At 60.2% G+C, this 23,266-nt stretch carries 20 protein-coding genes and 1 pseudogene; 19 read left to right on the top strand and 2 right to left on the bottom strand.

The genetic code is table 11. The annotated features are described in order from the left end of the window. Positions 1 to 94: 94 nt before the first annotated feature. A complete protein-coding gene (locus EJA70_RS17205) occupies positions 95 to 1,792 on the bottom strand; it encodes a sulfatase-like hydrolase/transferase (RefSeq protein WP_158832248.1) in 1,698 nt (565 codons plus the stop codon). Positions 1,793 to 2,182: 390 nt separating this feature from the next. On the opposite strand from EJA70_RS17205, the gene EJA70_RS17200 reads away from it, so the two are divergent. From EJA70_RS17200 to EJA70_RS17120, 17 genes are all read left to right on the top strand, one after another. Next, the gene (locus EJA70_RS17200; protein WP_008084483.1) at positions 2,183 to 3,535 is read left to right on the top strand and encodes a UDP-glucose/GDP-mannose dehydrogenase family protein; all 1,353 of its coding nucleotides are present in this window, start codon (positions 2,183 to 2,185) and stop codon (positions 3,533 to 3,535) included. Continuing rightward, complete coding sequence (locus tag EJA70_RS17195) at positions 3,532 to 4,569, top strand: NAD-dependent epimerase (RefSeq protein WP_158832246.1); 1,038 nt, start codon at positions 3,532 to 3,534, stop codon at positions 4,567 to 4,569. Before EJA70_RS17200 ends, EJA70_RS17195 begins: the two co-directional genes overlap by 4 nt. 18 nt (positions 4,570 to 4,587) lie before the next feature. After that, positions 4,588 to 5,334, top strand: a complete 747-nt coding sequence (locus EJA70_RS17190; protein ID WP_008084479.1) for a sugar transferase — start codon at positions 4,588 to 4,590, stop codon at positions 5,332 to 5,334. Further along, positions 5,334 to 5,981 carry a CpsD/CapB family tyrosine-protein kinase gene (locus EJA70_RS17185; protein ID WP_008084477.1) on the top strand — a complete coding sequence of 216 codons (648 nt, stop codon included), beginning with the start codon at positions 5,334 to 5,336 and terminating at the stop codon, positions 5,979 to 5,981. The genes EJA70_RS17190 and EJA70_RS17185 overlap by 1 nt, the downstream gene beginning before the upstream one ends. Positions 5,982 to 6,002: 21 nt before the next feature. Continuing rightward, positions 6,003 to 7,028: a polysaccharide biosynthesis/export family protein gene (locus EJA70_RS17180; protein WP_158832244.1), complete on the top strand. Its 1,026-nt coding sequence runs from the start codon at positions 6,003 to 6,005 to the stop codon at positions 7,026 to 7,028. 16 nt (positions 7,029 to 7,044) lie between these two features. After that, positions 7,045 to 8,637, top strand: a complete 1,593-nt coding sequence (locus tag EJA70_RS17175; protein ID WP_158832242.1) for a Wzz/FepE/Etk N-terminal domain-containing protein — start codon at positions 7,045 to 7,047, stop codon at positions 8,635 to 8,637. Then, entirely contained in the window at positions 8,634 to 9,725 is a 1,092-nt protein-coding gene (locus EJA70_RS17170) for a glycosyltransferase family 4 protein (protein ID WP_158832240.1), read from the top strand. Before EJA70_RS17175 ends, EJA70_RS17170 begins: the two co-directional genes overlap by 4 nt. Beyond that, the gene (locus EJA70_RS17165; RefSeq protein ID WP_158832238.1) at positions 9,722 to 11,095 is read left to right on the top strand and encodes an O-antigen ligase; all 1,374 of its coding nucleotides are present in this window, start codon (positions 9,722 to 9,724) and stop codon (positions 11,093 to 11,095) included. Before EJA70_RS17170 ends, EJA70_RS17165 begins: the two co-directional genes overlap by 4 nt. Continuing rightward, positions 11,092 to 12,060: a glycosyltransferase gene (locus tag EJA70_RS17160; protein ID WP_158832236.1), complete on the top strand. Its 969-nt coding sequence runs from the start codon at positions 11,092 to 11,094 to the stop codon at positions 12,058 to 12,060. The genes EJA70_RS17165 and EJA70_RS17160 overlap by 4 nt, the downstream gene beginning before the upstream one ends. Continuing rightward, the gene (locus EJA70_RS17155; protein WP_158832234.1) at positions 12,053 to 13,189 is read left to right on the top strand and encodes a glycosyltransferase; all 1,137 of its coding nucleotides are present in this window, start codon (positions 12,053 to 12,055) and stop codon (positions 13,187 to 13,189) included. Before EJA70_RS17160 ends, EJA70_RS17155 begins: the two co-directional genes overlap by 8 nt. A 13-nt stretch (positions 13,190 to 13,202) precedes the next feature. Further along, entirely contained in the window at positions 13,203 to 14,204 is a 1,002-nt protein-coding gene (locus EJA70_RS17150) for a polysaccharide deacetylase family protein (protein ID WP_158832232.1), read from the top strand. Beyond that, positions 14,201 to 15,505: a lipopolysaccharide biosynthesis protein gene (locus tag EJA70_RS17145; protein WP_158832230.1), complete on the top strand. Its 1,305-nt coding sequence runs from the start codon at positions 14,201 to 14,203 to the stop codon at positions 15,503 to 15,505. Before EJA70_RS17150 ends, EJA70_RS17145 begins: the two co-directional genes overlap by 4 nt. Beyond that, on the top strand, positions 15,502 to 17,424 hold the full coding sequence (locus tag EJA70_RS17140) for a hypothetical protein (protein ID WP_158832228.1): 1,923 nt from the start codon (positions 15,502 to 15,504) through the stop codon (positions 17,422 to 17,424). The genes EJA70_RS17145 and EJA70_RS17140 overlap by 4 nt, the downstream gene beginning before the upstream one ends. Before the next feature lie 313 nt (positions 17,425 to 17,737). Next, positions 17,738 to 18,427: an N-acetyltransferase gene (locus EJA70_RS17135; RefSeq protein ID WP_158832226.1), complete on the top strand. Its 690-nt coding sequence runs from the start codon at positions 17,738 to 17,740 to the stop codon at positions 18,425 to 18,427. 4 nt (positions 18,428 to 18,431) lie between these two features. Beyond that, a complete protein-coding gene (locus EJA70_RS17130) occupies positions 18,432 to 19,616 on the top strand; it encodes a GNAT family N-acetyltransferase (protein WP_158832224.1) in 1,185 nt (394 codons plus the stop codon). Continuing rightward, positions 19,588 to 20,379 (top strand): ChbG/HpnK family deacetylase, encoded by a 792-nt coding sequence (locus EJA70_RS17125; protein WP_158832221.1) that lies wholly within the window; start codon positions 19,588 to 19,590, stop codon positions 20,377 to 20,379. The genes EJA70_RS17130 and EJA70_RS17125 overlap by 29 nt, the downstream gene beginning before the upstream one ends. A gap of 114 nt (positions 20,380 to 20,493) precedes the next feature. After that, positions 20,494 to 21,186 carry an N-acetyltransferase gene (locus EJA70_RS17120; RefSeq protein WP_158832219.1) on the top strand — a complete coding sequence of 231 codons (693 nt, stop codon included), beginning with the start codon at positions 20,494 to 20,496 and terminating at the stop codon, positions 21,184 to 21,186. Between the two features lie 153 nt (positions 21,187 to 21,339). Here EJA70_RS17120 and EJA70_RS17115 read toward each other — a convergent pair whose 3' ends face one another. Further along, entirely contained in the window at positions 21,340 to 22,137 is a 798-nt protein-coding gene (locus tag EJA70_RS17115; RefSeq protein ID WP_158832217.1) for a class I SAM-dependent methyltransferase, read from the bottom strand. Between the two features lie 333 nt (positions 22,138 to 22,470). Here EJA70_RS17115 and EJA70_RS17110 point away from each other — a divergent pair. Beyond that, positions 22,471 to 22,614, top strand: a pseudogene (locus EJA70_RS17110) (DNA-binding protein); the annotation flags it as partial. 225 nt (positions 22,615 to 22,839) lie between these two features. Then, on the top strand, positions 22,840 to 23,187 hold the full coding sequence (locus EJA70_RS17105; protein ID WP_158832213.1) for a hypothetical protein: 348 nt from the start codon (positions 22,840 to 22,842) through the stop codon (positions 23,185 to 23,187). Positions 23,188 to 23,266: the final 79 nt, after the last annotated feature.

The raw sequence follows: 23,266 nt of genomic DNA, 5'->3' as shown, positions 1-23,266 counted from the left end.
ACAGTGTCCGGTGGTGTACTCAAAATTTGCAACAGCTTCAATCCCTGTGGGAGCTGGCTTGCCAGCGATGAGGCCGGCCCTGCCACTGCAAAATCTATTGCCCCGCCGCCACACTCGCCGGCGCCTGCGTCGGCGTGACAATGCTGCCCAGATCAATATGCTTCCACTCCGGCTTCGCCCCCAACCGCGCATTGAACCGATAGTTGAAGGTAAATTCATCCGCCGTGGCCACGCTCAGTGGCTTGCCATAAACCGCCTCGATCCCCGCCAGGTCATAGCCCATCAACTGCAGCAGCGTCGGGAAAATGTTGTAGTGACTGGAGCGATCCTTGTTCACGGCCAGTTTCGCTGACCAGTCCAGCGTTTTCAGATCGCTGCCCTGAATCACCACCAGCGGCACCAACCCCTCCTCCTCCACCGGATCGCCACCGCAGTGCGTGTTCAACCCCGGATTACCGCGCTCATGCAGATCCTGACCATGGTCAGACGTATAAATCAGCAACGCATTATTCAGATTGGCCTGGGCAAACACCCGCGCAAAAAACTCGCCGACGTTCCACAACACGGTGTTCTTGTAGGCGTTGCGGTACAGCACCCAATCATCGGGCTGGCCATTGAAACCGGTGCGCTCACCGGTATCCGCCACCTCGGTGAACTGCCCGCGCGGCAAGGTCGGGCGGTACGCCATGAACGCATCGGGGTATTTGTCGTGCACCGGAAAATGTGCACCGACCTTGTTGATCACCACCAACTCCGCTTTGTCGTCGTTGAGCGACTCGATCAGTTTCGCCGCGGCCGCCATGTCGCGATCGCGCACGCTGGTCTGGTCGAATTGCACGAACTCATCGATATCCTTCTTTTCGGTGTCAGTCATCAGGTTCTGCAGATTGCCGCCGGTGCGCTGGGCGTCGATGTACACCGTGCGCAGCCCGGCCTTTTTCGCGTACTGCCAGATCGACGGCAGCGTGCTGTTGATGCGCATGTAATCAGCGCGGGTGCCACCGTAGCGTAGGGTGACGTTGGTGTCGGCGCTGCAATTGGCAATGGACGCGGCGTAGCCGTAATTGAAAATGTCGACGCCTGAGTGCGCCTGTTTGAGGTTGCTGTGCACGCCGAATGGCGCGTTGATGTCGAGGTAATTGCCGGAGATGCTTTCGTCGATGATCAGCACGATGTCATGGCCGACGGGTTGCGAACCGCGCGCCAGCGTTACCGGTTCACGCGGGCCGACGGTGTTGTGCAACGCTTCGTAGGCAAACAGGTTCAGGTAAGCCAGCGGCGTGTACATGATCGGCAAGCCACGGGCGCCCTCACCCGCACGTAAAAACAGCACCCCGCTCAGCAGCAACACGGCGCACACCGGTGCGGCCACGCGCAACGCATTGGGTATGACCAGCGAATGGCGAGGCTTGAGACCGATGCCGAACAGCAGCAACAAGCCGTTGAGCACGCCGTGGAGGATCGCATCGCGATACTGATACGCGGCCTCCTGGATGAAGCCACCGGAATACACCAGCGAGACAAAACTGCTGTAGTTCAGGTAATCGGCGGTGACCCGTGTATAGACGTCAAAAAACACCGCAGAGGCAAACATTACCAATGCGAATAAATGTCGAACGAGGGTCTGTCGTATATAGGCCGTTAGATATAACGCTAAAGTAAGCGCCAAAAACATCGCGCCAAAAAGAACTACAGCAAAACCGAGGCCGATAGCATTTAACCGCTCAATGTAATATTCGCAATAAAGCAGCAGATAAATAACTAAAAGCAGTTCTTTGAGGTATCGAAACATGGCTTTTCCGGTCGCGCGAGACGGCAAAGGGTCAAGGTTTTGTCGGTCAAAATCTGACACTAGCACCCGGCCATCAAAGCGCAAGAAATGGCTGACTTTTCGATAAAGCGTCAAAAAAACGTTGACTCAAATCTGACACACTCAAGTTGCTGAAAGCCTTTAAATTCGCGGCCTTCGACCGTTTATCGTTTTCTTTTAAATGTGAAAAAAGCGTCAAGGACGGGACAAATCCAGCAATAGCAAGCACTTGATGGCCAATCGCCCCCAAAATTGGGGCTGTTATACAGGTGCAACATGTCATTTTGCTGACACGCTTTTCCCACCCTGCGCTATACCCCTTTTGACAGTCTCATTTCGAACTCTTTCCACCGTCTTACGAGGCACGCCAATATGGACGTGAGCGTATTTGGTACGGGCTATGTTGGCCTGATACAAGCAGCGGCACTTGCCGATGTTGGACATCGCGTTTTGTGCGTGGATATTGATCCGAATAAAATCAAGCAACTGCAACAAGCAGTTCCTCCGATTAGTGAACCGGGCTTATCCAGCACACTGGAAGAAAACATTAAAGCCGGGCGCTTATTGTTCAGTACCCAGGCCAGCGATGCGGTCGAGCACGCCGAGTTGATCTTCATCGCCGTCGGCACGCCTGCCGATGAGGATGGCTCCGCCGACCTCAGCCACGTGCTCAACGTTGCCCGGCAGATCGCCTCGCACATGGAGGCCGATCGCACGCTGATCATCAAATCGACGGTGCCGGTGGGCACGGCGGATCAGGTGCTGGCCGCTGCCAACAGCGAACTGCTGCTTCGTGGCAAATCCGAGCTGAACGTGCGCGTGGTCTCCAACCCGGAATTCCTCAAGGAAGGCAGTGCCCTCGCCGACTGCATGCGCCCGGACCGGATCATCATCGGAGCCCGCGACGACGCGGCGCGCGAGCAGATGAGTGAGTTGTACGCGCCGTTCTGCCGCAACCACGAAAAATTGATGTTCATGGACAACCGCAGCGCCGAGCTGACCAAGTACGCCGCCAACGCGATGCTCGCCACGCGCATCAGCTTCATGAACGAGCTGGCCAATCTCACCGAACTGCTGGGCGCCGACATCGAAGCGGTGCGCAAAGGCATCGGCTCTGATCCACGCATCGGTTACCACTTCATCTATCCGGGCTGCGGCTTCGGTGGTTCGTGCTTTCCCAAGGACCTGCGCGCCCTGCTGCACACCGCCGAACACAACGGCATGCCGCTGAAATTGCTGCGCAGCGTCACCGACGTCAACGACCTGCAGCGGCACATTCTGTTCAGCAAACTCAAAGCACAGTTCCCGCAAGGGCTGGCCGGCAAGTCCATCGCGGTCTGGGGCCTGGCGTTCAAACCGAACACCGATGACATGCGCGAAGCGCCAAGCCGTTATCTGATGGACGCGCTGTGGGCCGAAGGTGCCAGCGTGCAGGCCTATGACCCGGAAGCCATGTCCGAATGCCGCCGCCTCTACGGCTACCGCAACGACCTGCACCTGTGCGCGACCCGCGACGATACCCTCGAAGACGCCGATGCGCTGGTGATCTGCACCGAGTGGAAAAACTTCCGTGTGGTCGATTTCGAATTGCTCGCGGAAAAGCTGCGTTCGAAGGTGATCATCGACGGCCGCAACCTCTACAACCCGGAACAAGTGGCCGCCGCCGGCCTGCACTACAGCGGCATCGGCCTGCGCCACATCGCGCCCGAAGGACTACGGCCATGAAGGTTCTGGTCACCGGCGCGGCCGGTTTCATTGGTGCTCATTGCGTGTTGCGGCTGATGCGCGACGGGCACTCGGTGGTCGGGCTGGATAATTTCAACAGTTACTACGACCCGCAACTCAAGCACGATCGCGTGCAATGGGTGCGCGAGCAGGTCGGCGATTTCCAGCTCGCAACGGTTGACCTGGCCGATGCTTCGGCCATCGAGGCGCTGTTTGTTCGCGAACGCCCAGCGGTGGTGATTCACCTCGCGGCGCAGGCCGGGGTGCGTTATTCGCTGGAAAATCCACGGGCGTACCTGGACAGCAACCTCAACGGCTTCCTGAACATTCTGGAGAGCTGCCGGCATCACCCGGTCGAGCATTTGATCTACGCCTCGTCGAGTTCGGTGTACGGCGCCAACCAGCACACGCCCTACTCGGTGAAGGACGGCGTCAATCATCCGCTGTCGCTGTACGCCGCCACCAAAAAAGCCAATGAACTGATGGCGCACAGTTACAGCCACCTGTTCGGCATTCCCTGCACCGGCCTGCGCTTTTTTACCGTGTACGGTCCTTGGGGCCGGCCAGACATGTCGCCGATCCAGTTCGCCCGGGCGATCAGCGAAGGTGAGCCACTGAAGCTGTTCAACTACGGCGAACATCAACGCGATTTCACTTACGTCGACGACATCGTCGAAAGCATCGCCCGCCTTATCGAACACCCCCCGCAGGTCAACCCGCAGTGGGATCGCGAGCAGCCCGACCCGGCCAGCAGCATGGCGCCGTGGCGGTTGTTCAACATCGGCGGGCAGCACCCGGTCGAGCTGAAAACCTATCTGGCGCTGATGGAAAAACACCTCGGCCAGAAAGCCATTGTCGAGCTGTTGCCGCTGCAACCGGGCGACGTGCTCAACACCTGTGCCGACGCCAGCGACCTGGCCCTGGCCACCGGATTCCAGCCACGCATCGAGCTGGACGAAGGACTTGGACGCTTCATCGCATGGTTTCGCGACTACTACCCCACTGCCTATCGCCCACGCGCCGCTCGCGGCTGAACATCAGCGGAGGACTTTATGACTGGACATGAAAAAGGTGTACCGATCCAACAACTGCAGCGCGACAAGCGCATGGATCCGGAACAACGAATGCGCCTCGATGCAGCGATTCACCGTCAGGGTCGCGGCTGGTTCACCGGCCGTGACGGCGGTCGCCCATGGCAGCTGTCGCGCACCAACCGCGTGGTCGCCTGCCTCGGCGCGCTGACCATTCTGTTGCTGATTTCGCCGCTGTTGCTCGGGCTCGCACTGGCCATCAAGTACTCCAGCAAAGGCCCGGTGATGTTCGTGCAAAAGCGCACTGGTTATCGCGGTCGCAAATTCGGCATGTACAAATTTCGCACCATGGTCGCCAACGCCGAAGAATTGAAAGAGTCGCTGCGTCACCTCAACAAACACGGTGCCGACGCCATCGACTTCAAGATTGACCAGGACCCACGCATCACCGGCATCGGCGGTTTTCTGCGGCGCACCAGCCTCGATGAACTGCCCAACCTGATCAATGTAGTGACCGGCGACATGCGCCTGGTCGGACCACGTCCGACCTCGTTCAACGCCTACCGCTACAAGGACAGTCACCTCGCCCGTCTGGCGATCTACCCCGGCATGACCGGCCTGTGGCAGATCTCCGGGCGCAGCAATATCGACTTCGACCAGCGCGTTGAGTTGGACCTCAGCTATATCGCCGAGCAGAGCCTTTTGCTTGATCTGAAGATTCTGTTGAAAACCCCTTTCAAAGTATTCAGCGGCCACGGAGCAAGCTAATGGACGGTTCAACCAACAAAAGCCTGAGCATTGCCAACCCCAGCGAATCGAACCTGACCTCGACCGTGCTGGATCTTGATCTGCGGATCCTGTTCCTGACCGCCGCCAACCCCGGCGCCGGCACCACCACCAGCGCACTGGCGCTGGCCAGCCAACTGGCGCAAATGAGCAGTGGCCAGGTGCTGCTGGTCGACGCCAGCCAGTCGGCGAGCAACCTCACCCAGCAACTGAACCTGAGCAAGGAACGCGGCCTGCGCGACTTGCTGTTCAACCCGGACAACCCACCGTTGTTGCAGGATTGCGTGGTGCAGGTGTCGAGCCTGCCCTTCCACGTGCTGCCCAACGGCCGGCCGATCCGCACCATGGAACACCTGACCGCCGAGCGCCTGAGCCCGTTGCTCGATCAACTGGGCAGCCAGTACCGCTTTGTGGTGATCGACGGCGACGCAGTGTATTCCGCCGCCGACACGCTGGTGATCAGCACTCAGGTCGATGGCGTGGTGTTTGTCGTACGCGCCGAAGACACCCGCTGGGAAGTCGCCCAGGCCGCCGTGCAACGCCTGACTCAGGCCGGGGCAAAAGTGGTCGGCAGCGTGTTCAACCGGCGCAAGTACTACATGCCCAAATGGCTTTACAAAAACCTCTAAGCGAACGCGAAGGATGACGCCATGAACGCCAAGATTCTTGTGCTGCTGATGCTGCCGCTTGCAGGTTGCTCCAGCACCTCCGAAACCCAGAACATGCCGGTGAATATCCTCACCGCCACGCCGGCCAACGCCCAGGCGACTGATATGCCGAAGATCGAGCAGACCCTGCGTCCGCAGGATGTACTCGACGTGATCTTCCACATCAGCACCAGCGGCTCGGACGCTTACCGTGTGCAGTCAGGTGACCAGATCGGTCTTAACTTCACCGCTGCCAGCCAGCTCAACGGCAATCAACTGGTGCTGCCCGACGGCACCATCGAACTGCCGGGCGCCAACACCTCGGTGAAAATCGCCGGGCTGACCAGTGATCAGGCGCGCGAAGAAATCCAGCGTGCCTATCAACGTAAACAGCTGTTCCAGCCCAATCGCAATCAGCTGACCGTGCAGATCATCAGCCCGTTGACCAATGAGCAAAACCTGAAAAGCGCGCTGAATCACCCGGCCACCGGCATGAGCCGCGAGATCACCGTCGGCACCGACGGCTACGCGAGTTTCCCGGAAATCGGCGCCGTGCCGCTGCAAGGCATGACCGTCAATCAACTGGAAACCTTCCTCAACAAGAAGTACGCGCAACTGCCCGGCCGGATGACCGTGGACGTGCTGCTGAAGTCCACCGCCGGCAACGAAATCTATGTGCTCGGCGAAGTCGGCCAACCGGGTTCCTACCCGATCCGCCGGCCGGTCTCGGTACTGGAAGCGCTGACCCTGGCTCGTGGCACCAACGTCAAGGCACGCCTTGATTCGGTGGTGATCATGCGCCGCAACGGCAATCAGGTGCAGGCGGTGCGTTACGACGTCGAGAAGGCCCTGTCGGGTGAGGCGCCGCAAATCGCCTACCTGCAACCGGACGACATGCTCTACGTGCCGAAAACCAAACTGGCCAGCGCCGGCGAACTGGCCCGGCAACTGGCTGATGTGGTGCTGTTCCAGGGCGTCGGATTCAGCTTCGGCTACCGCGTCGACAACAAAGACAGCAACAACAACTGACTCTCAGGTGACCGACATGAATCCAAAGGAAAACTACCTGCATGAGTTCTTCAGGATCTTCTTCGCCAACAAGCAACTGGTGAAACGGGTCTTCCTGATCTTTGCAGTCATCGCCCTGCTCCTGCCGCTGGTGCTCAAACAGAGCTTCGATATCACCGCGCAGGTCATCGTGCAGTCGAAAAAACTCTCTCAGGGTGACGCCACCACGTCGCTCACGGTGGACAACGCCACGTTCATTCCGCCGTCGCTGGCGGACATGGAAACCGAGAGCAATATCCTCCGTTCGCCGGCGCTGATCCGCCAGACCATCAGCGAACTGCGCGACAAGGGTGAGTACACACCTTCGCCGGGCATCTTCAGCAAACTGGTGGCCGACCCGTTCAAGCGCTACGTCAGTTCGCCGCTGCGCCAGTACGTGATCAACCCGGTGCGCAATATGCTCGGGCTTGAGACCGATCCTGTGCGTGACACCGCGCTCGATGCCTTGACCCAGCAGGCCATCGACAGCCTGAAAATCGAGACGCTGCCAGGTTCCAACGTGATCTCGATCATCTACAGCTTCCCTGATCCGCATCAGGGCACGACGTTTGTCGCCGCCCTCTTGCAGAACTATCTGGTGAGCCGTCAGGCCCTGCAATCAATCGACTTGCCGCAGTCCTTCTACGAGTCGAAAAAGCAGGTCTACCAAGTGCGTCTCGATGGCCTCGAAGGTAACCGTCAGGCCTTGCTGGAAAGCGTTGGCTCGTCGGATCCGAAGGAAGAAATCACCTTCCGTCTCAACGCGATCAACACCGAAGAGCAGGCGCTGAACCTGTACCAGGATCGTCTGCTGCAGAGCCAGCGCTGGCTCGAATACTTGAAAACCAGCCTCGCCGCCGCGAGCAATAACAAGCTCAACGACTACACCTTCCCCTACACCTTCACCACCACCGTCGACAACGTGGCGTTCGAGGATCGGGAAATCAAACAGCTCGGTGAGCAACTGACCACACAGGTCAGCCGCTACATGAACGATTTGGCAGTGTTTCAGCCGAGCAGCGAACCGATGCTGCTGACCCGTGAGCAGATCTCCCGCACCCGCGGACAGTTTCTCAAAGTGGTGAGCAACCGCATTCAGGAACGCACCAACGATCTGGCGGTGGTCAAGCAAGTCATCGATCAGAAAACCGCGCGCATCGCTGACTTCAAAAACCGCATCCACAAGTTGCAGCAGACTCAAAGCAAACTGCGGCAGATGGACACCGAGATCGATGCGATGCATGCCGCATTCTCGACCTACGCCCAGCGCTTTGCCGAAAGCAGCACCACCCGTTCGCTCAGCGACGATCTGTCCAACGCCCGGGTGCTCAGCCCGCCGTTCGAACCAACCGAAGCGGCGTTCCCGAAACCGGGCCTGATCATTCCGTTCGGCTTGTTCACCGGGTTGCTGCTGGCGATTGCCCTGGTCTACGTGCGTGAGTTCTTCGATCACCGTTTCAAACACCCAGCGCAAATCAGCCACGAACTGGGCGTACCGGTGCTGCTGGTGATCAACGACCAGAACGCGCTGCCAAGCAATCCGCACAAGAACTGGACCGTGCCGAGCTTCCTGCACTGGGTGCGCAATTGAACACCGCGCCCTCCCCTGTGGCCGCGCTGCCGATCATTCATTTGCTCAGCAGCGGCGGTTTCTATGGGGCCGAGCGGATGTTGCTGGATCACTGTCTGGCGACGCCGGGGCAGCATCAGGTGCTGTTCCTCGACGCGCCGCCAGAATTGATCGCGCGCTTTCGCGAGGCCGGGGTCGACTGTCGTGGCTGTGCCGGGCTTGGGGAGTTGCTGCGGCACTTGCGCCAGCGTCGCGGTGAAAAGCCGTTGATCAACACGCACAATTTCAAGGGCCTGTTGTTCGGCTGGGTCGGCGCGACGTTATGGCGCCTGCCGCTGGTGATCACCCAGCACGGGTTTACCCCGCGCAGTCGCAAACAGAAGTTTTACACCTGGCTCAGCCTGCAACTGTGCCGCACCGCGTCGGTGGATCGGGTGGTGTGCGTGGCGGAAAGTATTGCCACGCTGCACCGTCAGGCCAGCGTGCGGGCGGATAAGTTGCAGGTGATCCCCAACGGTTTGCCGGCGGCAGCAGCCATGGTGCCGGATGCGAATCGGCAACGCTGGCTGGCCGGTTACGTGGGTCGTTTGAGCAGTGAGAAAGGCCCGGATCTGTTTCTCGACGCGCTGATTCCGCTGTGTCATCAACATCCGCAACTGGATGCGGTGATGCTCGGCGACGGCCCGGAGCGCGAGGTGCTGCAGGCGCGGATCGACAACGCCGGTTTGCACGAGCGGATTGGCTTGCCCGGTTATCAGACCGCCATGCAACCGTGGTGGCAGCAACTCGATGCGCTGGTGATCAGCTCGCGCACCGAAGGCACGCCGATGATTTTGCTCGAAGCCATGCAGGCCGGAGTGCCGGTGGTGGCGTTCGCTGTCGGCGGGATTCCCGACGTGCTGCAAGACCGTCACAACGGTCTGCTCGCCGCACCGACCGACACCGCCGCCCTCGCCCGTCAGCTCGACACGCTGCTGACCGAGCCGAAGCTGGCCGCGCAGCTGCGCGACAACGCAAAACGCACGCAACAGGATCGCTACGACCTCAAGGCCCTGGCCGAACGCTGGTCGCAGCTGTACATCCGCACGGCACGGGAGGCACGCGCATGATTTTCCCGCTCTCGATCGTCAGTTTTCTTGGACTGGTCTGCATCGCTTTGCTGGCCAGCCCTTATCCGTATCTGGCGCCGGGAGTGGTGCTCGGCCTGGTGGGTTTTGCGGTGCTGTATCGCAAACCGACCTGGGGCCTGCTGGGCATTGCCGCACTGGTGCCGTTCGAAGGTTTCTTCAAGGACAGTTCGTTTTCCGGGAGCAAATTGCTCGGTGCAGGGCTGGCGGTGATCCTGATGCTACAACTGGCGTTGCACCAGATTCCGTCTGAGCGTCTGCGCAGCAATATCTGGCGCTACCTCATCTGGTTCATGGTCCTGTACTTTCTCAGCCTGCTCAATACCGATGACATGGGCATGTCGCTCGGGCACCTGCGCGAACTCAGTGTCGGTCTGATTCTGTTTGTCATCACCTTGTTGATTGGCCGTGAGCTGAACCTTGACCTGTTCGCCCGCCTCGTCACCCTCGCCGTCAGCACTACCTGCGCGATGGCGATGTTCTCGACCAAATTCCAGGATCAGGGCCGCGCCGCCGGCCTGCTCGAAGACCCCAACGCCTTCGCCCTGCTGATCGCTTTTGCCGTGCCGATGGGCCTGCTGCTGGTGATTCGCAGCCCGAACCTGCTGCACCGCTTGTTCTGGGGCGGTTGCTGCCTGCTGTTGCTCGGCGGCATGACCAAGACCGAATCGCGCTCGGGTCTGGTGGTGTTGGCCTTGAGCCTGTTGATCGGCTGCTGGCATTACCGCACGCAACTGACGCGGATTCGTCCACGGCATCTGGGCTTTGCCATGCTCGGCGCGGCCATCGTGATTCCGCTGGCGATTTACGCGATGCCCGCCGGTTACCTCGCGCGTATCCAGTCGCTGAGTGTGTTGAGCGCTGGCGCCAAGGGTCACGATGACGAATCCCTCGGCCGCCGTGCGTCGTACATCGTCGTCGGCAGCCAGATGATCCGCGAGAACCCGCTGCTCGGCTCCGGCCCCGGCACCTTCCCGCTGCACTACGCGACCACCGGTTACGCCAAAGCGTTTTCCGCCAACCGCAAGATCGGCGACTTGTACCGCCGGGCGCACAACACCTATCTGGAAATTTTCAGTGAATTGGGCGTTCCTGCCGGGCTGTTGTTTGTCGGCATGCTCGGCCTCGGCCTGTACAACCTGATTCGCGCACGGGCGGCGTGGATGTTGCGCCGCGATTCCTATCAGGCAGACCTGATGACCCACATGGGCGTGAGCTTCCTGTCGCTGACCCTGTTCCTGATGTTCCTCAGCGCGCCGAACCAGAAGTACGTGTGGATCATGCTCGCGCTGACCAGCGTGCTGCGCCTGAAAGCCGAGCAGGCACCGCTGACGACGGAGGCGAAGGCATGAGCCGAATCAGCATCGTCATTCCGATGTTCAACGAGGCGCGGCACATTGGCCGCACCTTGCTCGCCGCACAAAAAGCTGCGTTCGCCGCCAATGTCGAGTGCGAGCTGATCGTCGTCGATAACGGCTCAAGCGATGACGGCCCGCACATTGCCCGCCAGTTCGGTGCGCAAGTGCTGGAGTTGCCGGGGTTGTTGATCGGGGCGCTGCGCAATCGCGGCACGGCCATCGCCAGCGGTGAGTGGCTGGCGTTTATCGATGCCGACATCGAAATGCCCGAAGACTGGCTCAAGCCCCTGTTCGAACTGGAGGCCAGCGGCCAGGCCGATGTTTTCGCCCTGGATCTGCACACCCCCGCCGAAGCGCCGTGGTACGCCACCGCATGGCAACGCCGGACCTTGCGCGTGTCGTCGCAGGCCTCGCATGCTGTCGACTGGCTGCCCAGCGCTAACCTGCTGATGCGCCGGCGCTGGTTCGACAAGGTCGGTGGTTTCAACGAAACCCTGCGCACGGGCGAGGACAAGGAATTCACCCTGCGCCTGCACGAACAGGGCGCGCGACTGCTGTCGATCAATGACAACGTCGCCCTGCACTGGGGCTACGAAATGAACTGGCGCGAGTGGATGGGCAAAGAGATGTGGCGTCAGGGCAGTCATCTGCAACTGCTGCGTACCCATGGCTTCAGCCTGCGCCTGCTGCGTTTCCCGATGCTGTCGCTGTTCGTATGGTTGCTGGATTTTCTGGCGATTTCGGCGCTGCTCGATGGCTTCCCGCATCACGCGGCGATCATGGTCGCCATCACCAGCCTGCCGGGTCTGGTGCTCAGCCTGCGCCAAAGCGCCAAACACCACGATATAGGCCTGACCCTGCAACTGTGGGGCCTGCACTGGGTGCGTCTGCACCTGGCCGGCGCCGCGTTCATTTTGAGTCTGTGTCATTGGAACGCCAGGAGGCCCGCCCGTGGCTGAGTTCATTTTCTGGATGTGCCTGTTGCTGCCGGTCTACGCCTATGTCGGCTACCCGCTGCTGCTGACGCTGGTCGCGCCGCTGTTTCCGGCCTGGCGCCACACCCCGGCGTCGCCGCTGCATGTCAGCATCGTGATTGCCGCACACAATGAGGCGCGGCATATCGAGCACAAGTTGCGCACGTTGCTGGCGCAGGACTATCAGCCAGCGACCCTGCAGATCATTCTCGCCAGCGACGGTTCGACCGATGACACCGTGGCCTGCGCGCACAAAGTCGTCGACCCGCGCATCACCATTCTCGACCTGCCGCGCCAGGGCAAAGCCGCGACGCTGAATGCCGGCGTAGCCCTGAGCACTGGCGACATTCTGGTGTTCACCGATGCCGATAACCAATGGTCGCGCGAAACCCTCGGCTACCTGCTCGCACCGTTGAATGATCCGCAGGTCGGAGGCTGTGCCGGGCACATGGTGATCCCGGTCACCGGCGGTGGCTTGAGCGTTGGCGATAGCCTTTATCGGCATTACGAAGGCTGGTTGCGCCGGGTCGAGAACCGCACCGGCTGCATGGTCTCCGCCGACGGCGCCCTGCTCGCCCTGCGCCGCGAGTTGTTCCAGAACGTGCCGGCCGAGGTCAACGATGATTTCTTTATCAGCACCTGCGCGCCGGTCGCGCACAAACGCATTGTCTATGTGCCCGAAGCGCAAGTGATCGACCACGGTGTCGATGAGGCGGACAAACAATTCCGTCGCCGTCAGCGCGTCACCGTCGGCGGTTTGCAAAGTCTCGCGCAACGTCGCGAGCTGCTCAATCCGCTGAAATATGGCCTGTACTCGATCGCATTGATCAGCCACAAACTGATCCGCCGACTGGCCCCGATCCTGTTGCTGCCGCTGTTGCTGAGCAACTTCTGGCTGTGGGACGACCACGGTTTCTATCGCCTCGCCCTGATCGCGCAACTGTTCGGCTACGCCATCGCGATTGCCGGGCTGCTGGATTCGCAACACCGCTTGCCAAAACCCTTCCGCCTCGCCGCGTTTCTGCTGGTCACCCTCGCCGGGATGAGTCTCGGTTTGTGGCAGTTCCTGCGCGGTCAGCGGTATGCCCAGTGGAATCCCGAACAGAACCGTTAAGAGGACCGAAGCCATGGCGATCAAACAACTGATAAAACGCACCAGTGGCTGGCTCTATCTCAACTCGTCGATGGGCCGCAACCAGTTGCACGGCGCCGGGGTGATTCTGATGCTGCACCGGGTGCTGGCCAACGACCGCGCCGCCGATCTGCCGCACCGCAACGAACTGTGCGTGGGGCCGAAAGCCTTCGAGCATTTGCTGGTGTGGCTGCGCAAGCATTTCGATTGCGTGCCGCTGATGGAAATCCTCCAGCCCAACTCGCTGCGCACCGAGCGTCCGCGAGTGGCGCTGACCTTCGATGACGGCTGGCGCGATAACGCGGTCAATGCCTTCCCGCTGCTGCAAAAACATCAGGTGCCAGCGAGTATTTTTCTCTCCACCGATTTCATCGGTAGCCGCCAGCGCTTCTGGTGGGAAAGCCTCGGCGAAACCCTGTGGGGCAGCCACGGCGACAAGGCGCGGATGCATTTGATCGAATGCCTGCACAGCCTGCATCACCCGCTGCCGGTATTGCTTGATGACATCGACGTCGACCGGCGCAGCCTGGCGCTGCTGCATTACCTGCAAGGGTTGAAGTCGATTGACCCGCAGGAGCTGGAACGGCTGACCGATGAGTGCCCGCAGGAGTCACAACCGCAAGCGCTGGACTGGCATCAGGTGCGCGCGCTGGAGGCCTCCGGTCTGGTGCGTTTCGGCCCGCACGGTGCCAGTCACGCGATCCTCACCGGCCTCGACGATGTGCGCCTGGACGAAGAAATCACTCGCAGCCGCGATGCCCTGTACAACGGCTGCAACCGGCCGCTGCCGGTGTATTGCTACCCCAATGGCGACAACGACGAGCGCGTGCGGCAACAGATTGCCAATCATGAATATCCGTTTGCGCTGGGCACCGGCACCGGCATTTATCGCGGCGAAAGCGATCCGCTGAACCTGCCGCGCTTCGGGGTCAGCCAGCGCACCGCACGCAATCCGGAGTTGTTGTCGTGGCGGATTTTTCGCGGGGCGCGGCCATGAGCCGAAGCAACTACCTCAAGCATCTGGCGCTGAGCATGGGCACCAAACTGGCGATGATCGCCCTGCGCTTGCTGCGCAACGTATTGCTGGCGCGGATTCTCGGGCCGAGTGAGCGCGGGCTGTTTGCGCTGCTCAGCACCCTGCCGGATCTGATCAGCGCGGCCACCAGTGGCGGCTTGAATTCGGCCGTGGGTTATCAGGCGGCCAAGCAGCGGCCGATGGGTTTGCTGCTGAGTCAGGTGTTGGTGTTCGGCTGCCTGCTCGCGGCGTTGCTGACCTTGCTGGTGGTGGCGCTGGTGCGTGAATTCGGTAGCGAACTGGATGTCACGATGCAGCTCGGCTTGCTCGCTTGGCTGTTGTTGTTGGCGGTACCGTTGACGGTGCTGAAAAGTGGTTTGCTGACGCTGCACAACGCCTCGGGTGGCGTGGTTGCGTTTAACGCCTTGCGTCTGGTCGAGTCGCTGGCGCCGCTGCTGCTGTTTCTTGCGCTGTTCTGGATGTGGAAAAGCGCCGCCCTCGAAGCGGCGTTGATCAGTTGGCTGGCCGGGATCAGTCTGGTGGTGCTGGCCGGTTGGGTCTGGCTCAAACGTGCGCAGCCATTGCAGTTGCAATGGGACCGCGCCAGCCAGAAAGAACTGCTGCGCTACAGCGCGCGCAGTCATCCGGATCTGTTGTTCCAGCAAGTGATTCTGCGCTCGGATTATCTGTTCATCGGCGCCTTGCTCGGCAGCACCGCGCTCGGTCATTACGCCATGGCCAGCGCCGCCGCCGAACTGCTGCTGATCGTCCCGGAAGCGGTGACCACGCCACTGATGAAACGCCTGTTGCAACAGGACGAAGGCATGGACAAGGTCACGCCGCTGGCCCTGCGCCTGACGGCCACGGTAATGCTCGGCGCCTGCCTGACCATGGCGGTGATTGGCGAATGGCTGATCGTCACCTTGTTTGGTGCGGTGTACCAACCGGCGTATCCAGCCCTGCTCGCCTTGCTGCCGGGGCTGTTGGGCCTTTGCTATGCGAGCATTCTGCGTCTGGATCTGCTGGGCAAGAATCGCCCCGGCACGGTGTCGTTGCTGATGGGTCTGGGCGCCCTGCTCAATCTGGCGCTGAACCTGGTGATGATTCCGGCGTACGGGATTGTCGGCGCGGCGGCGGCTTCGTCGATTGCCTATCTGGCGGTAACCGTGGCGATGCTGGTGCTGTATTGCCGTTTGAGCGGCGTGCCGTTCTGGCAAACGCTGATCATTCTGCCGCGCGACGTCATGCCGATGTGGCTGATGCTGCAACGGAAAACCGCATGAAAGGCTTGGCGCTGCTGCTCGGTCTCGGCCTGTCGCTGGACGCCTTTGCCGCGTCGATGCGCTGGGGCGAGATCCGTGACGGCAGTCTGTATCTGCAAGCTGATCGGCCGGACACGGTGACTGTGCGCTGGACGCCGGCGTGGCAGGCCGAGGCCAATGAGGAGCACCTGTATCTGCTCGATGGTCAGGGCAAACTGGCGGGTGAGCGGTTTATAAAAGCCAGCGAAGTGCGTGGCAGTCAGAGCTGGCCGTTGCTGCCCGGCGCCGCCAGTTATCGGCTGGAGATTCCTGGCTACAGCTTCCGCAATTACCGCGTCGAACACGACGAGCGCACGGTGGCGTTGTTCGCCCCGGCGAAAGTGCATTTCAGCGCTGATACGCACAATGGCGACGAGTTGTATTTCAAGGTTGCGCCGGGTGAGCACGCGGTACTGGCCGGCAAGTTTCATGGCGGTGTCAGTGGTTTGCAGGCGCAGCGGGTAGGCGATGATCAGCAACTGACCTTGGCGCTGAAACCCTACCGCGCCTATTGGCAGTTTGATCAGGTGGCCCTGCCGGTCAGCGAGCGCGAGCAAATCTGGCGCCTGCGTTTGCAAGGCAGCGGCAAAGCGGCGTTCTGGCTCGATGGCACGGCGAACCTGTTTGCACAGAATCCGCAGCAACTGAAACCGCTGCGCGAAGACGCCGGGCAAACCCGTTTGACCCTGCACGATAAAGTCCTCGGTCGCACGCCGGATCTGGGCATCGCCCTGCCCTACGTAATGCCGCCGCCCGCCAGTCACGCGGCGCTGGATGCGCTGAAACCGACGGCAGCGAGTTATTACAGCTTTGTTGATGTGATGGCGAAGAATCCGCATTTCGAAGACGCGTTCCGTCAGGTGTACCAGGATCGTTTCGACATAAAGCAGGACATCACCTTGCTGGCCGGCAGTCAGCGTCAGGCCGATCTGCGCGCCGATCTACAGAGCAACAGCGGCCTCGATGCATGGCTGACCGGGACGCGTGCGCTGGGCGGCAAAGGTACGCACTACATTGGGTTTGCCGACGAGCCGAACCTCAATTACTCCAGCTACGCGCAGTATCAGGCGATCTTCACCAGCATGGCCCGGCAGGTACGCAGCGACCCGGCGAATGCCAAGGCCGGCGTGCGCATTGCCATGCCGGCCAGTTCGCGCCTGGTCAACGGGCCGTTCGCCGACAACGCGGCGGGCAAGCGCGGGATCGATTGGGCGCGGCGTTTGCTCAGCGAATCCGGCGATCAGGTCGATGCGCTGGCGTGGCACGAATGGATGATTCGCGACCTGCTCGCCACGCGCGTTTATCGCGACAGCGTGCGCCGCGCCGCCGAACTGGTTGGCCTCGACAGCCAAGGTCAACCGCGCAAAGCCTTGCTGCTCGATCAGACCAACATGTCCAGCGGCTCCAGCCTCAGCCCCTACGATCAGGAAACCCACTACGCTTCGCTGTGGTGGGCGTCGGTAGTGATCAACGCTTCGCAGGATGGACTGCTGAGCATGCTCAGTTGGTTCCAGGCTGCCGATGAGCCGCAGTATCCCAAAGGCATGTTGCGGGTCTCGGCGGATGAACAGCGCTTCGAGCTGAAACCTGTAGGTCTGGCGCAGCAGTTTATCGCTGAGCACTGGCTGCATCAGGTGCTGTGGCTGGAGAACGATTCCTTTGAAGTCGATGTGCTGGCGATGGCCGGCGACGAGCAGCGTGGCTTGCTCGGGGTGAACAAAGGCACGCGTCTGCAACGCATGAATCTGAGCGGCGCCAAGTGCCCGCTGAACAACGGCGCCCTACGCTACTTCGGCGCTGACAACCGCAGCCGCGACGCACCGTTCACCTGCCGCGATGGACGCGTCAGCTTTGATCTGCCAGGCCAGACCCTGTTTGCACTGAGCTGGATCGCGTCATGAAGCCAATTCCGAACAATCATGAGAAAGGCCAGGCGAACCTGAAAACTGTGGTGATGAAGCTTTTTTATGAAGGGAGTTTGTGGTGATGGAAGTTGTGTTGAACAGTTTTTGTGGCGAGGGGATTTATCCCCGATGGGCTGCGAAGCGGCCCCCGCTTTTCAAGTTAGAGAAGCGACGACTGCTACGCAGCCGATCGGGGATAAATCCCCTCACCACAAAAGTTCATCACCACAGAACCCCGTTACCTCAGGAGCCTCACCACAAAAGCCTCACCCCACAGGGTTCGCCGTGCCAAGGTTCAGGAGTACACAACATGGGCATCGTCAGCAAACTCAGCGAACACATCAAACAAAAAGGCCTGCGCGCCACTTTGGCGAAAGCCTGGAAACACTACATTTTTTCCCACCAGGAACTGCTGTGGATGGAGCGCGATCTGGTCAGCCCGGTGCCGCCGCACAACCTCAAACCCTACCCGCCGCTGCGGGTGGTGAAGATCACGCCAGACAACGCCAGCGCCTTCGCCCGTTACTTCGGCGACCGCGTCGGCACCATGGCCGAACTCGCCAATGAGGGCCACACCGGGCACATGCACCTGGACGATCAGGGCGATGCCGTGGCGTTTATCTGGGGCAGTTCGCGGGACTATTTCGACCGGCATTACTACGGCTGCATGTTCCCGGTGAAACCCGGCGAGTTCTTCGAGTTCGGCGGCGAACTGACCCGCGCCTATTGGGGCACAGAACTGTCGGTGGACCTGCAACTGGAGCTGTGGAAAGCCATGGCCGCGCAAGGTTGCAACAAGGTCGTCGACGTCTGCGAATTCCACAACATCCCGGCGCTCAAGCTGCACTTGCGCATGGGCTACACCGAGCAAAACCGCATCATGAATGTGTACACCCTGTTCGGTCGCTGGCGCTTCTACCGCGAAAGCCGCTATAGCGGCTCGCGTCTGGATGCGTTGCGCAAACCGTCCCGTCCACCCGTAACAGCCACGGCGGCCTGAGCCTATGCTGACGCGATTTGAATGGCGCACTTCACTGTGCGCCGCCGATTTCCCCGAAGCAGCGTATGAAGCGTTGCGCTTGCGGGTGACGGATCACACGCCGTTCAACAACCTCGGTTGGTTGTGCGCGGCCGAGCAGGCCCTTGGCACGGATGAGCGGTTGCACATCCTGCTGGGCTGGGAAGCGGACGAATTGCGTTTGTGCCTGCCGCTCGTGGCGAGTCGCGAGCGCTTTGCCGGCGTGCCGTTTCGAGTGCTGCATCACTTGGGGTATCCGCTGGCAGATCGCTTGGCACTGCTGTCGTCGTTGGGCGGTGAGGACATGCGTCAGGCGCTGGATATGATTCGCCAACGTCTGCCCCATGCGCTGCTGCAACTCAATGAACTCTCCGAACCTGCCGGAGAAGAAAGCGCGCTCACCGAATGGATGGCGCACAGCTCCACCGGTGAACGACGGCTGAGTTGTCGAGTGCCGGTGCACCTGATCAGCGAGGCCGATCATCAAGAAGTGTCTGGCGATCCACGCTATAAGCTGCGGCGCGCGCGCAAGCGAATTGCCGCGTGTGGTGCCCAAGTGCGCAGGATCATTCCCGATGCGACAAGCATGGGGCCGTTGTTGCAAGCCATCAGCGAAGTCGAAGCGGTGAGCTGGAAAGGTGACGAAGGCGTGGGGATTTTTGCCAGCGAACACAGCCGGCAATTGATCGAACGCGCCTTCACCGCCCTCGCCGGCCAAGGTCTGGTGCGCGTGGTGACGCTGGAGCTGAACGGCCGCTGCATCAGCTATCGCCTCGGCCTGCTGGAGCAGGGTCGGCTCTACGATTACAACCTCGCCTTTCTGCCGCAATACGCCGACCTGGGCAGCGGCCGGGTGCTGCTGGAGGAATGGATTCGCTGGGGGCTGGACGACAACTGGCGCTGGATCGATGCCTCGCGGGTCAGCCTGGAAAACTCCAGCCATCAACTGCACGAACGCATGACCGGGCAACTTGAGCACTGGCGCTGGAGTTTCTATTCCTGGCGGCCAAGTGGCCTTGTGCTCGGACTGGGCTTGCGCCTGTGGCATCGACTCAAACCGCTCGTGCAAGCCTGGCGCGCGCGGCGTGCCGAGCCGGCGAAACCACCACTGAAACCTGTCGCGGTCACCACGGAGGGCGAACATGCCTCGCCAAGTCATAGTCAACGCTGACGATTTCGGCCTCAGCCCGAACGAAAACGCAGTGATCTTTGCCGCGTTTCAGGCCGGGGTCATCAGTTCTGCCACCGCGATGGCCAACATGCCGGCGTTTGAAGCGGCATGTGCCATGGCCCGACACCCGACGTTGCAAGGCCGGGTCGGTTTGCATTTCAACCTGACCTACGGACGCCCCCTGAGCCAGGCGATTCTTGCTCGCCGCACCTTTTGCGATGACCACGGCGTGTTCGACCTTAGCCTGCCGCGCCACAGCCTCTGGCTCGGCCGCGAAGACCGTGACGCGGTGCATCAGGAGTTGCAGGCGCAGTGGCAGCGTTGCGTCGACCACGGCATGCGCCCCAGCCATATCGATTCGCATCAGCACGTGCACAACATCTGGCCGATTGGCGAGATCGTCGCGCGGTTTGCCGCCCAGCAAGGTGTGCCGATTCGGCTGGCGCGTAACCTGGGGCAGAACCTCAATCTGCCCAAGCGTGTGTTCAAGGGTTTGCTCAACTGGCGTCTGCAGAGTCTGGCCGGTATCACCGCTGACTATGTGTGCACGCCGATCGACCTGCGTAATGACAGCGCGCCGACCGACGGCGTGCTGGAAATCGTCGCACACCCGACGCAACTCGACGCCGACTTCGGTGACGCCTACCTCAACCCCGACGAATCCCTGAGCCGCGTGCTAGAGCAGCGGCTGGCAGGTGTTGCACGGGTTTCCTACACCGATCTGAACAAGGATTTTCTACGCGGTGCCGCGGCACTCGATTGAGTTACATACCTTGCAATACTTTCGAAGATGGCACTTTGAAATGAATTTGCACGGGTGATCTATACCCTCAAAAGCACCATCCACAACACCCGGGCTACGGCCACGGAGGGCATCATGAGCGTCATCACTAAACTACAAGAACGCATCCGCCAGAAAGGCCTCGGCCGCACCTTCGGCACGCTGTGGAAACGCTACGTGTTTTTCCATTGGGAGCTGCTGTGGATGGAGCGCGACCTGGTCAGCCCGATGCCGCCGCACAAGCTGCGCCCCTACGAGGGCCTGCGCAAAGTCGACATCACGGCGGAGAATGCTGTTGCGTTCACAAAGCATTTTGGCGACCGGGTCGAGACCATGGCAGAACTTGCCGCCGAGGGTCACACCGGGCACATGTACGTCGATGCGGACGGGCATGCGGTCGGGTTTATCTGGGGCAGCATTCGCGACTATCACGACCGTCATTATTACGGCTGCACGTTCCCGGTGAAGCCGGGTGAATTCTTTGAGTTTGGCGGCGAGATGATCCGCACCTACTTCGGTAGCAGCCTTTCGGTGGACGTGCAGGTGGCGCTGTGGGAGGCCATGGCGGCGCAGGGTTGCAACAAGGTGGTGGACGTTTGCGAGACGCACAACATTCCGGCGCTGAAGCTGCATATGCGGATGGGCTATCACGAGCAGGGGCGCGTGATGCACGTGTATTGCCTGTTTGGCCGCTGGAAGTTTTTCCGCGAAACGCGGTATGAGGGTTCGCGGCTGGAACCGCTGCGCAAACCGGGGCGGCCGGTGGTGAGTGCGGCGGCGCAGGCTTGATTCAGATCTGAAATGAGTGGCCTCTTTGAGGCTGCCATCGCTGGCAAGCCAGCTCCCACAGGGTTTTGCGGTGTACCGCTTATATCTGTACGACACAAAATCCTGTGGGAGCTGGCTTGCCAGCGATGAGGCCAGTAGCCGCAACGATAAATATCAGGCCTTGATAGCGACAAGGGTAAAACACATCGGCATCTGCGCCTCGCGATTCAGGTACTGGTCATACACCTCTTCCCGATTCGAATGCGCATACTCCCTGAAGTGCGCAATGTTCAGCCCTGTCGCAATCGCACCACTGAAAATATCCCCCAGCGTGTGCACAAACCAATACGACTTCGCTGCCTGCTGCTCGACCTTACCGACATACACAATCGGCTCCTCCTGCACAAACGGCTCGTTGCGGAAGTATGAGCTGTCGAGGCGATACGGATCCTCGGCATCGGGATCAACCATTTCCAGAAACGGATGGGTTTCGTAGATCACCAGTTTGCCACCCGGTTTCAGCGTCGCAGCGACATGGCGGAAAAACTCGCCAATGTCCGGCATCCAGCCGAAGACACCAATGGTGATCAGCGCCACGTCAAAACGGTTGTGCAAAGACGCCGGCAAATGATGGATATCGGTCTCGATGAATTCAGCGTTGTGCGGTGAACGCTTGTTCAGCTCACGCGCCTGATCGAGAAACGCCGCCGACTGATCGACCCCGACCACACTCTTCGCACCGTGGGCAAACAGCGACAGACTCTCGCGGCCGTTGTTACAGCCCAGTTGAATCACATCCTTACCATCGACCTCCAGCAACCCGCTCAACGTCTCATCAAGACAAGAGAAATCCGCCTGCGCAACTTCGGCAAGCAAGGCCTGCCAGTCAGGCGAATCCTCATGGTGGCGGGCGGAATCGTTCCACGCCTGTCGATTGCTCTCGATGGCGGTTTTATTGTTGGGCACTTCCATGGCGCACTCCAAACGATGCTCGTGATTGAGCGAAACCGAGTCTAGATCACCCCGCCAATCCCGATTGTTGCAAACTTGTAAGCCATTCCCCCTGTAGGAGCTGCCGAAGGCTCGGGCCGCGTTCGGACGATCTTTTGATCTTGTTTTAAGATCAAGATCAAAAGATCGCAGCCTTCGGCAGCTCCTACATATCTGAGTGTTTATGCCTACAAGTGTCGGCGAATTATCAAAACAGATAGCGGACACGGCTGACTATTCAACTCGGCTCACATGGATATCCTCACGAAGCGCAGACATCCGACGCGCACAAAAAATAGCTAAGGAGGTTTAACCATGAGCCAGAAGTTAACGAATTTCGACGTGGCAGCATTGCTGGACAGTGACGAAGCCATCAGCGAATACCTGTCCCAGGTTCTTGCAGACGGGGATAACGAAGAGTTTCTTCGTGCAATCGGCTATGTGCTCAAGACGTGTGGGACGGATCTATGTGCAGAGCCTAGACATACGATCCACCCGGTTTCCTGAATGTAGGAGCTGCAGCAGGCTCGGGCCGCGCTCGGACGATCTTTTGATCCTGCTTTCAAAGATCAAAAGATCGCAGCCTTCGGCAGCTCCTACAGGGATCCGATGTGGATCGGGCGTTAGTGGCGTGGGCAGCTATAGTTAATAGCCTTGGGGAATACCGCACTCGCAGGTGCCGCCATGCTAATGCTCGATCGGCTGTTGTTGCTGGGTTGTCTGCTTGCTGCCACTCAGGCGCAGGCGCTGGACAGCAATTTTGTTTACTACGGGCCGAACCAGCCTTTTGCCCACCCTGCCCCGTATTCGCTGAATTCCACGCCGCCCAAGCCTTACGACGATACGGCGCCGCAGGATTTTGTGGTGATCCCGGATGACCATGAGTTCTACGATTCGCAACTGCCGACGGTGGCGGATGCGACGGTGCGGGTGTTTATTCGCACGTACGATGCCGAACGCGGGATTTATGTGAATGACGAGGTGCTGGATCCTGGTTGTTTGCTGGAGTGTTTGAGCCGGCAACAACACTGAATACCGAACGCCCACTGTAGGAGCTGCCGCAGGCTGCGATCTTTTGATCTTGATCTTAAAACAAGATCAAAAGATCGCA

The sequence above is a fragment of the Pseudomonas sp. PB103 genome (assembly GCF_009764635.1).
Classification (GTDB): Bacteria; Pseudomonadota; Gammaproteobacteria; order Pseudomonadales; family Pseudomonadaceae; genus Aquipseudomonas.
This window is presented reverse-complemented; position numbering and strand designations above follow the sequence as displayed.

Coding starts and splice junctions, on each gene's coding strand:
- EJA70_RS17200 (WP_008084483.1), top strand. CDS start 2,183: ATGGACGTGAGCGTATTTGGTACGGGCTATGTTGGCCTGATACAAGCA.
- EJA70_RS17180 (WP_158832244.1), top strand. CDS start 6,003: ATGAACGCCAAGATTCTTGTGCTGCTGATGCTGCCGCTTGCAGGTTGC.
- EJA70_RS17140 (WP_158832228.1), top strand. CDS start 15,502: ATGAAAGGCTTGGCGCTGCTGCTCGGTCTCGGCCTGTCGCTGGACGCC.
- EJA70_RS17185 (WP_008084477.1), top strand. CDS start 5,334: ATGGACGGTTCAACCAACAAAAGCCTGAGCATTGCCAACCCCAGCGAA.
- EJA70_RS17175 (WP_158832242.1), top strand. CDS start 7,045: ATGAATCCAAAGGAAAACTACCTGCATGAGTTCTTCAGGATCTTCTTC.
- EJA70_RS17125 (WP_158832221.1), top strand. CDS start 19,588: ATGCCTCGCCAAGTCATAGTCAACGCTGACGATTTCGGCCTCAGCCCG.
- EJA70_RS17120 (WP_158832219.1), top strand. CDS start 20,494: ATGAGCGTCATCACTAAACTACAAGAACGCATCCGCCAGAAAGGCCTC.
- EJA70_RS17130 (WP_158832224.1), top strand. CDS start 18,432: ATGCTGACGCGATTTGAATGGCGCACTTCACTGTGCGCCGCCGATTTC.
- EJA70_RS17190 (WP_008084479.1), top strand. CDS start 4,588: ATGACTGGACATGAAAAAGGTGTACCGATCCAACAACTGCAGCGCGAC.
- EJA70_RS17115 (WP_158832217.1), bottom strand. CDS start 22,137: ATGGAAGTGCCCAACAATAAAACCGCCATCGAGAGCAATCGACAGGCG.
- EJA70_RS17195 (WP_158832246.1), top strand. CDS start 3,532: ATGAAGGTTCTGGTCACCGGCGCGGCCGGTTTCATTGGTGCTCATTGC.
- EJA70_RS17105 (WP_158832213.1), top strand. CDS start 22,840: ATGCTAATGCTCGATCGGCTGTTGTTGCTGGGTTGTCTGCTTGCTGCC.
- EJA70_RS17165 (WP_158832238.1), top strand. CDS start 9,722: ATGATTTTCCCGCTCTCGATCGTCAGTTTTCTTGGACTGGTCTGCATC.
- EJA70_RS17160 (WP_158832236.1), top strand. CDS start 11,092: ATGAGCCGAATCAGCATCGTCATTCCGATGTTCAACGAGGCGCGGCAC.
- EJA70_RS17135 (WP_158832226.1), top strand. CDS start 17,738: ATGGGCATCGTCAGCAAACTCAGCGAACACATCAAACAAAAAGGCCTG.
- EJA70_RS17150 (WP_158832232.1), top strand. CDS start 13,203: ATGGCGATCAAACAACTGATAAAACGCACCAGTGGCTGGCTCTATCTC.
- EJA70_RS17145 (WP_158832230.1), top strand. CDS start 14,201: ATGAGCCGAAGCAACTACCTCAAGCATCTGGCGCTGAGCATGGGCACC.
- EJA70_RS17205 (WP_158832248.1), bottom strand. CDS start 1,792: ATGTTTCGATACCTCAAAGAACTGCTTTTAGTTATTTATCTGCTGCTT.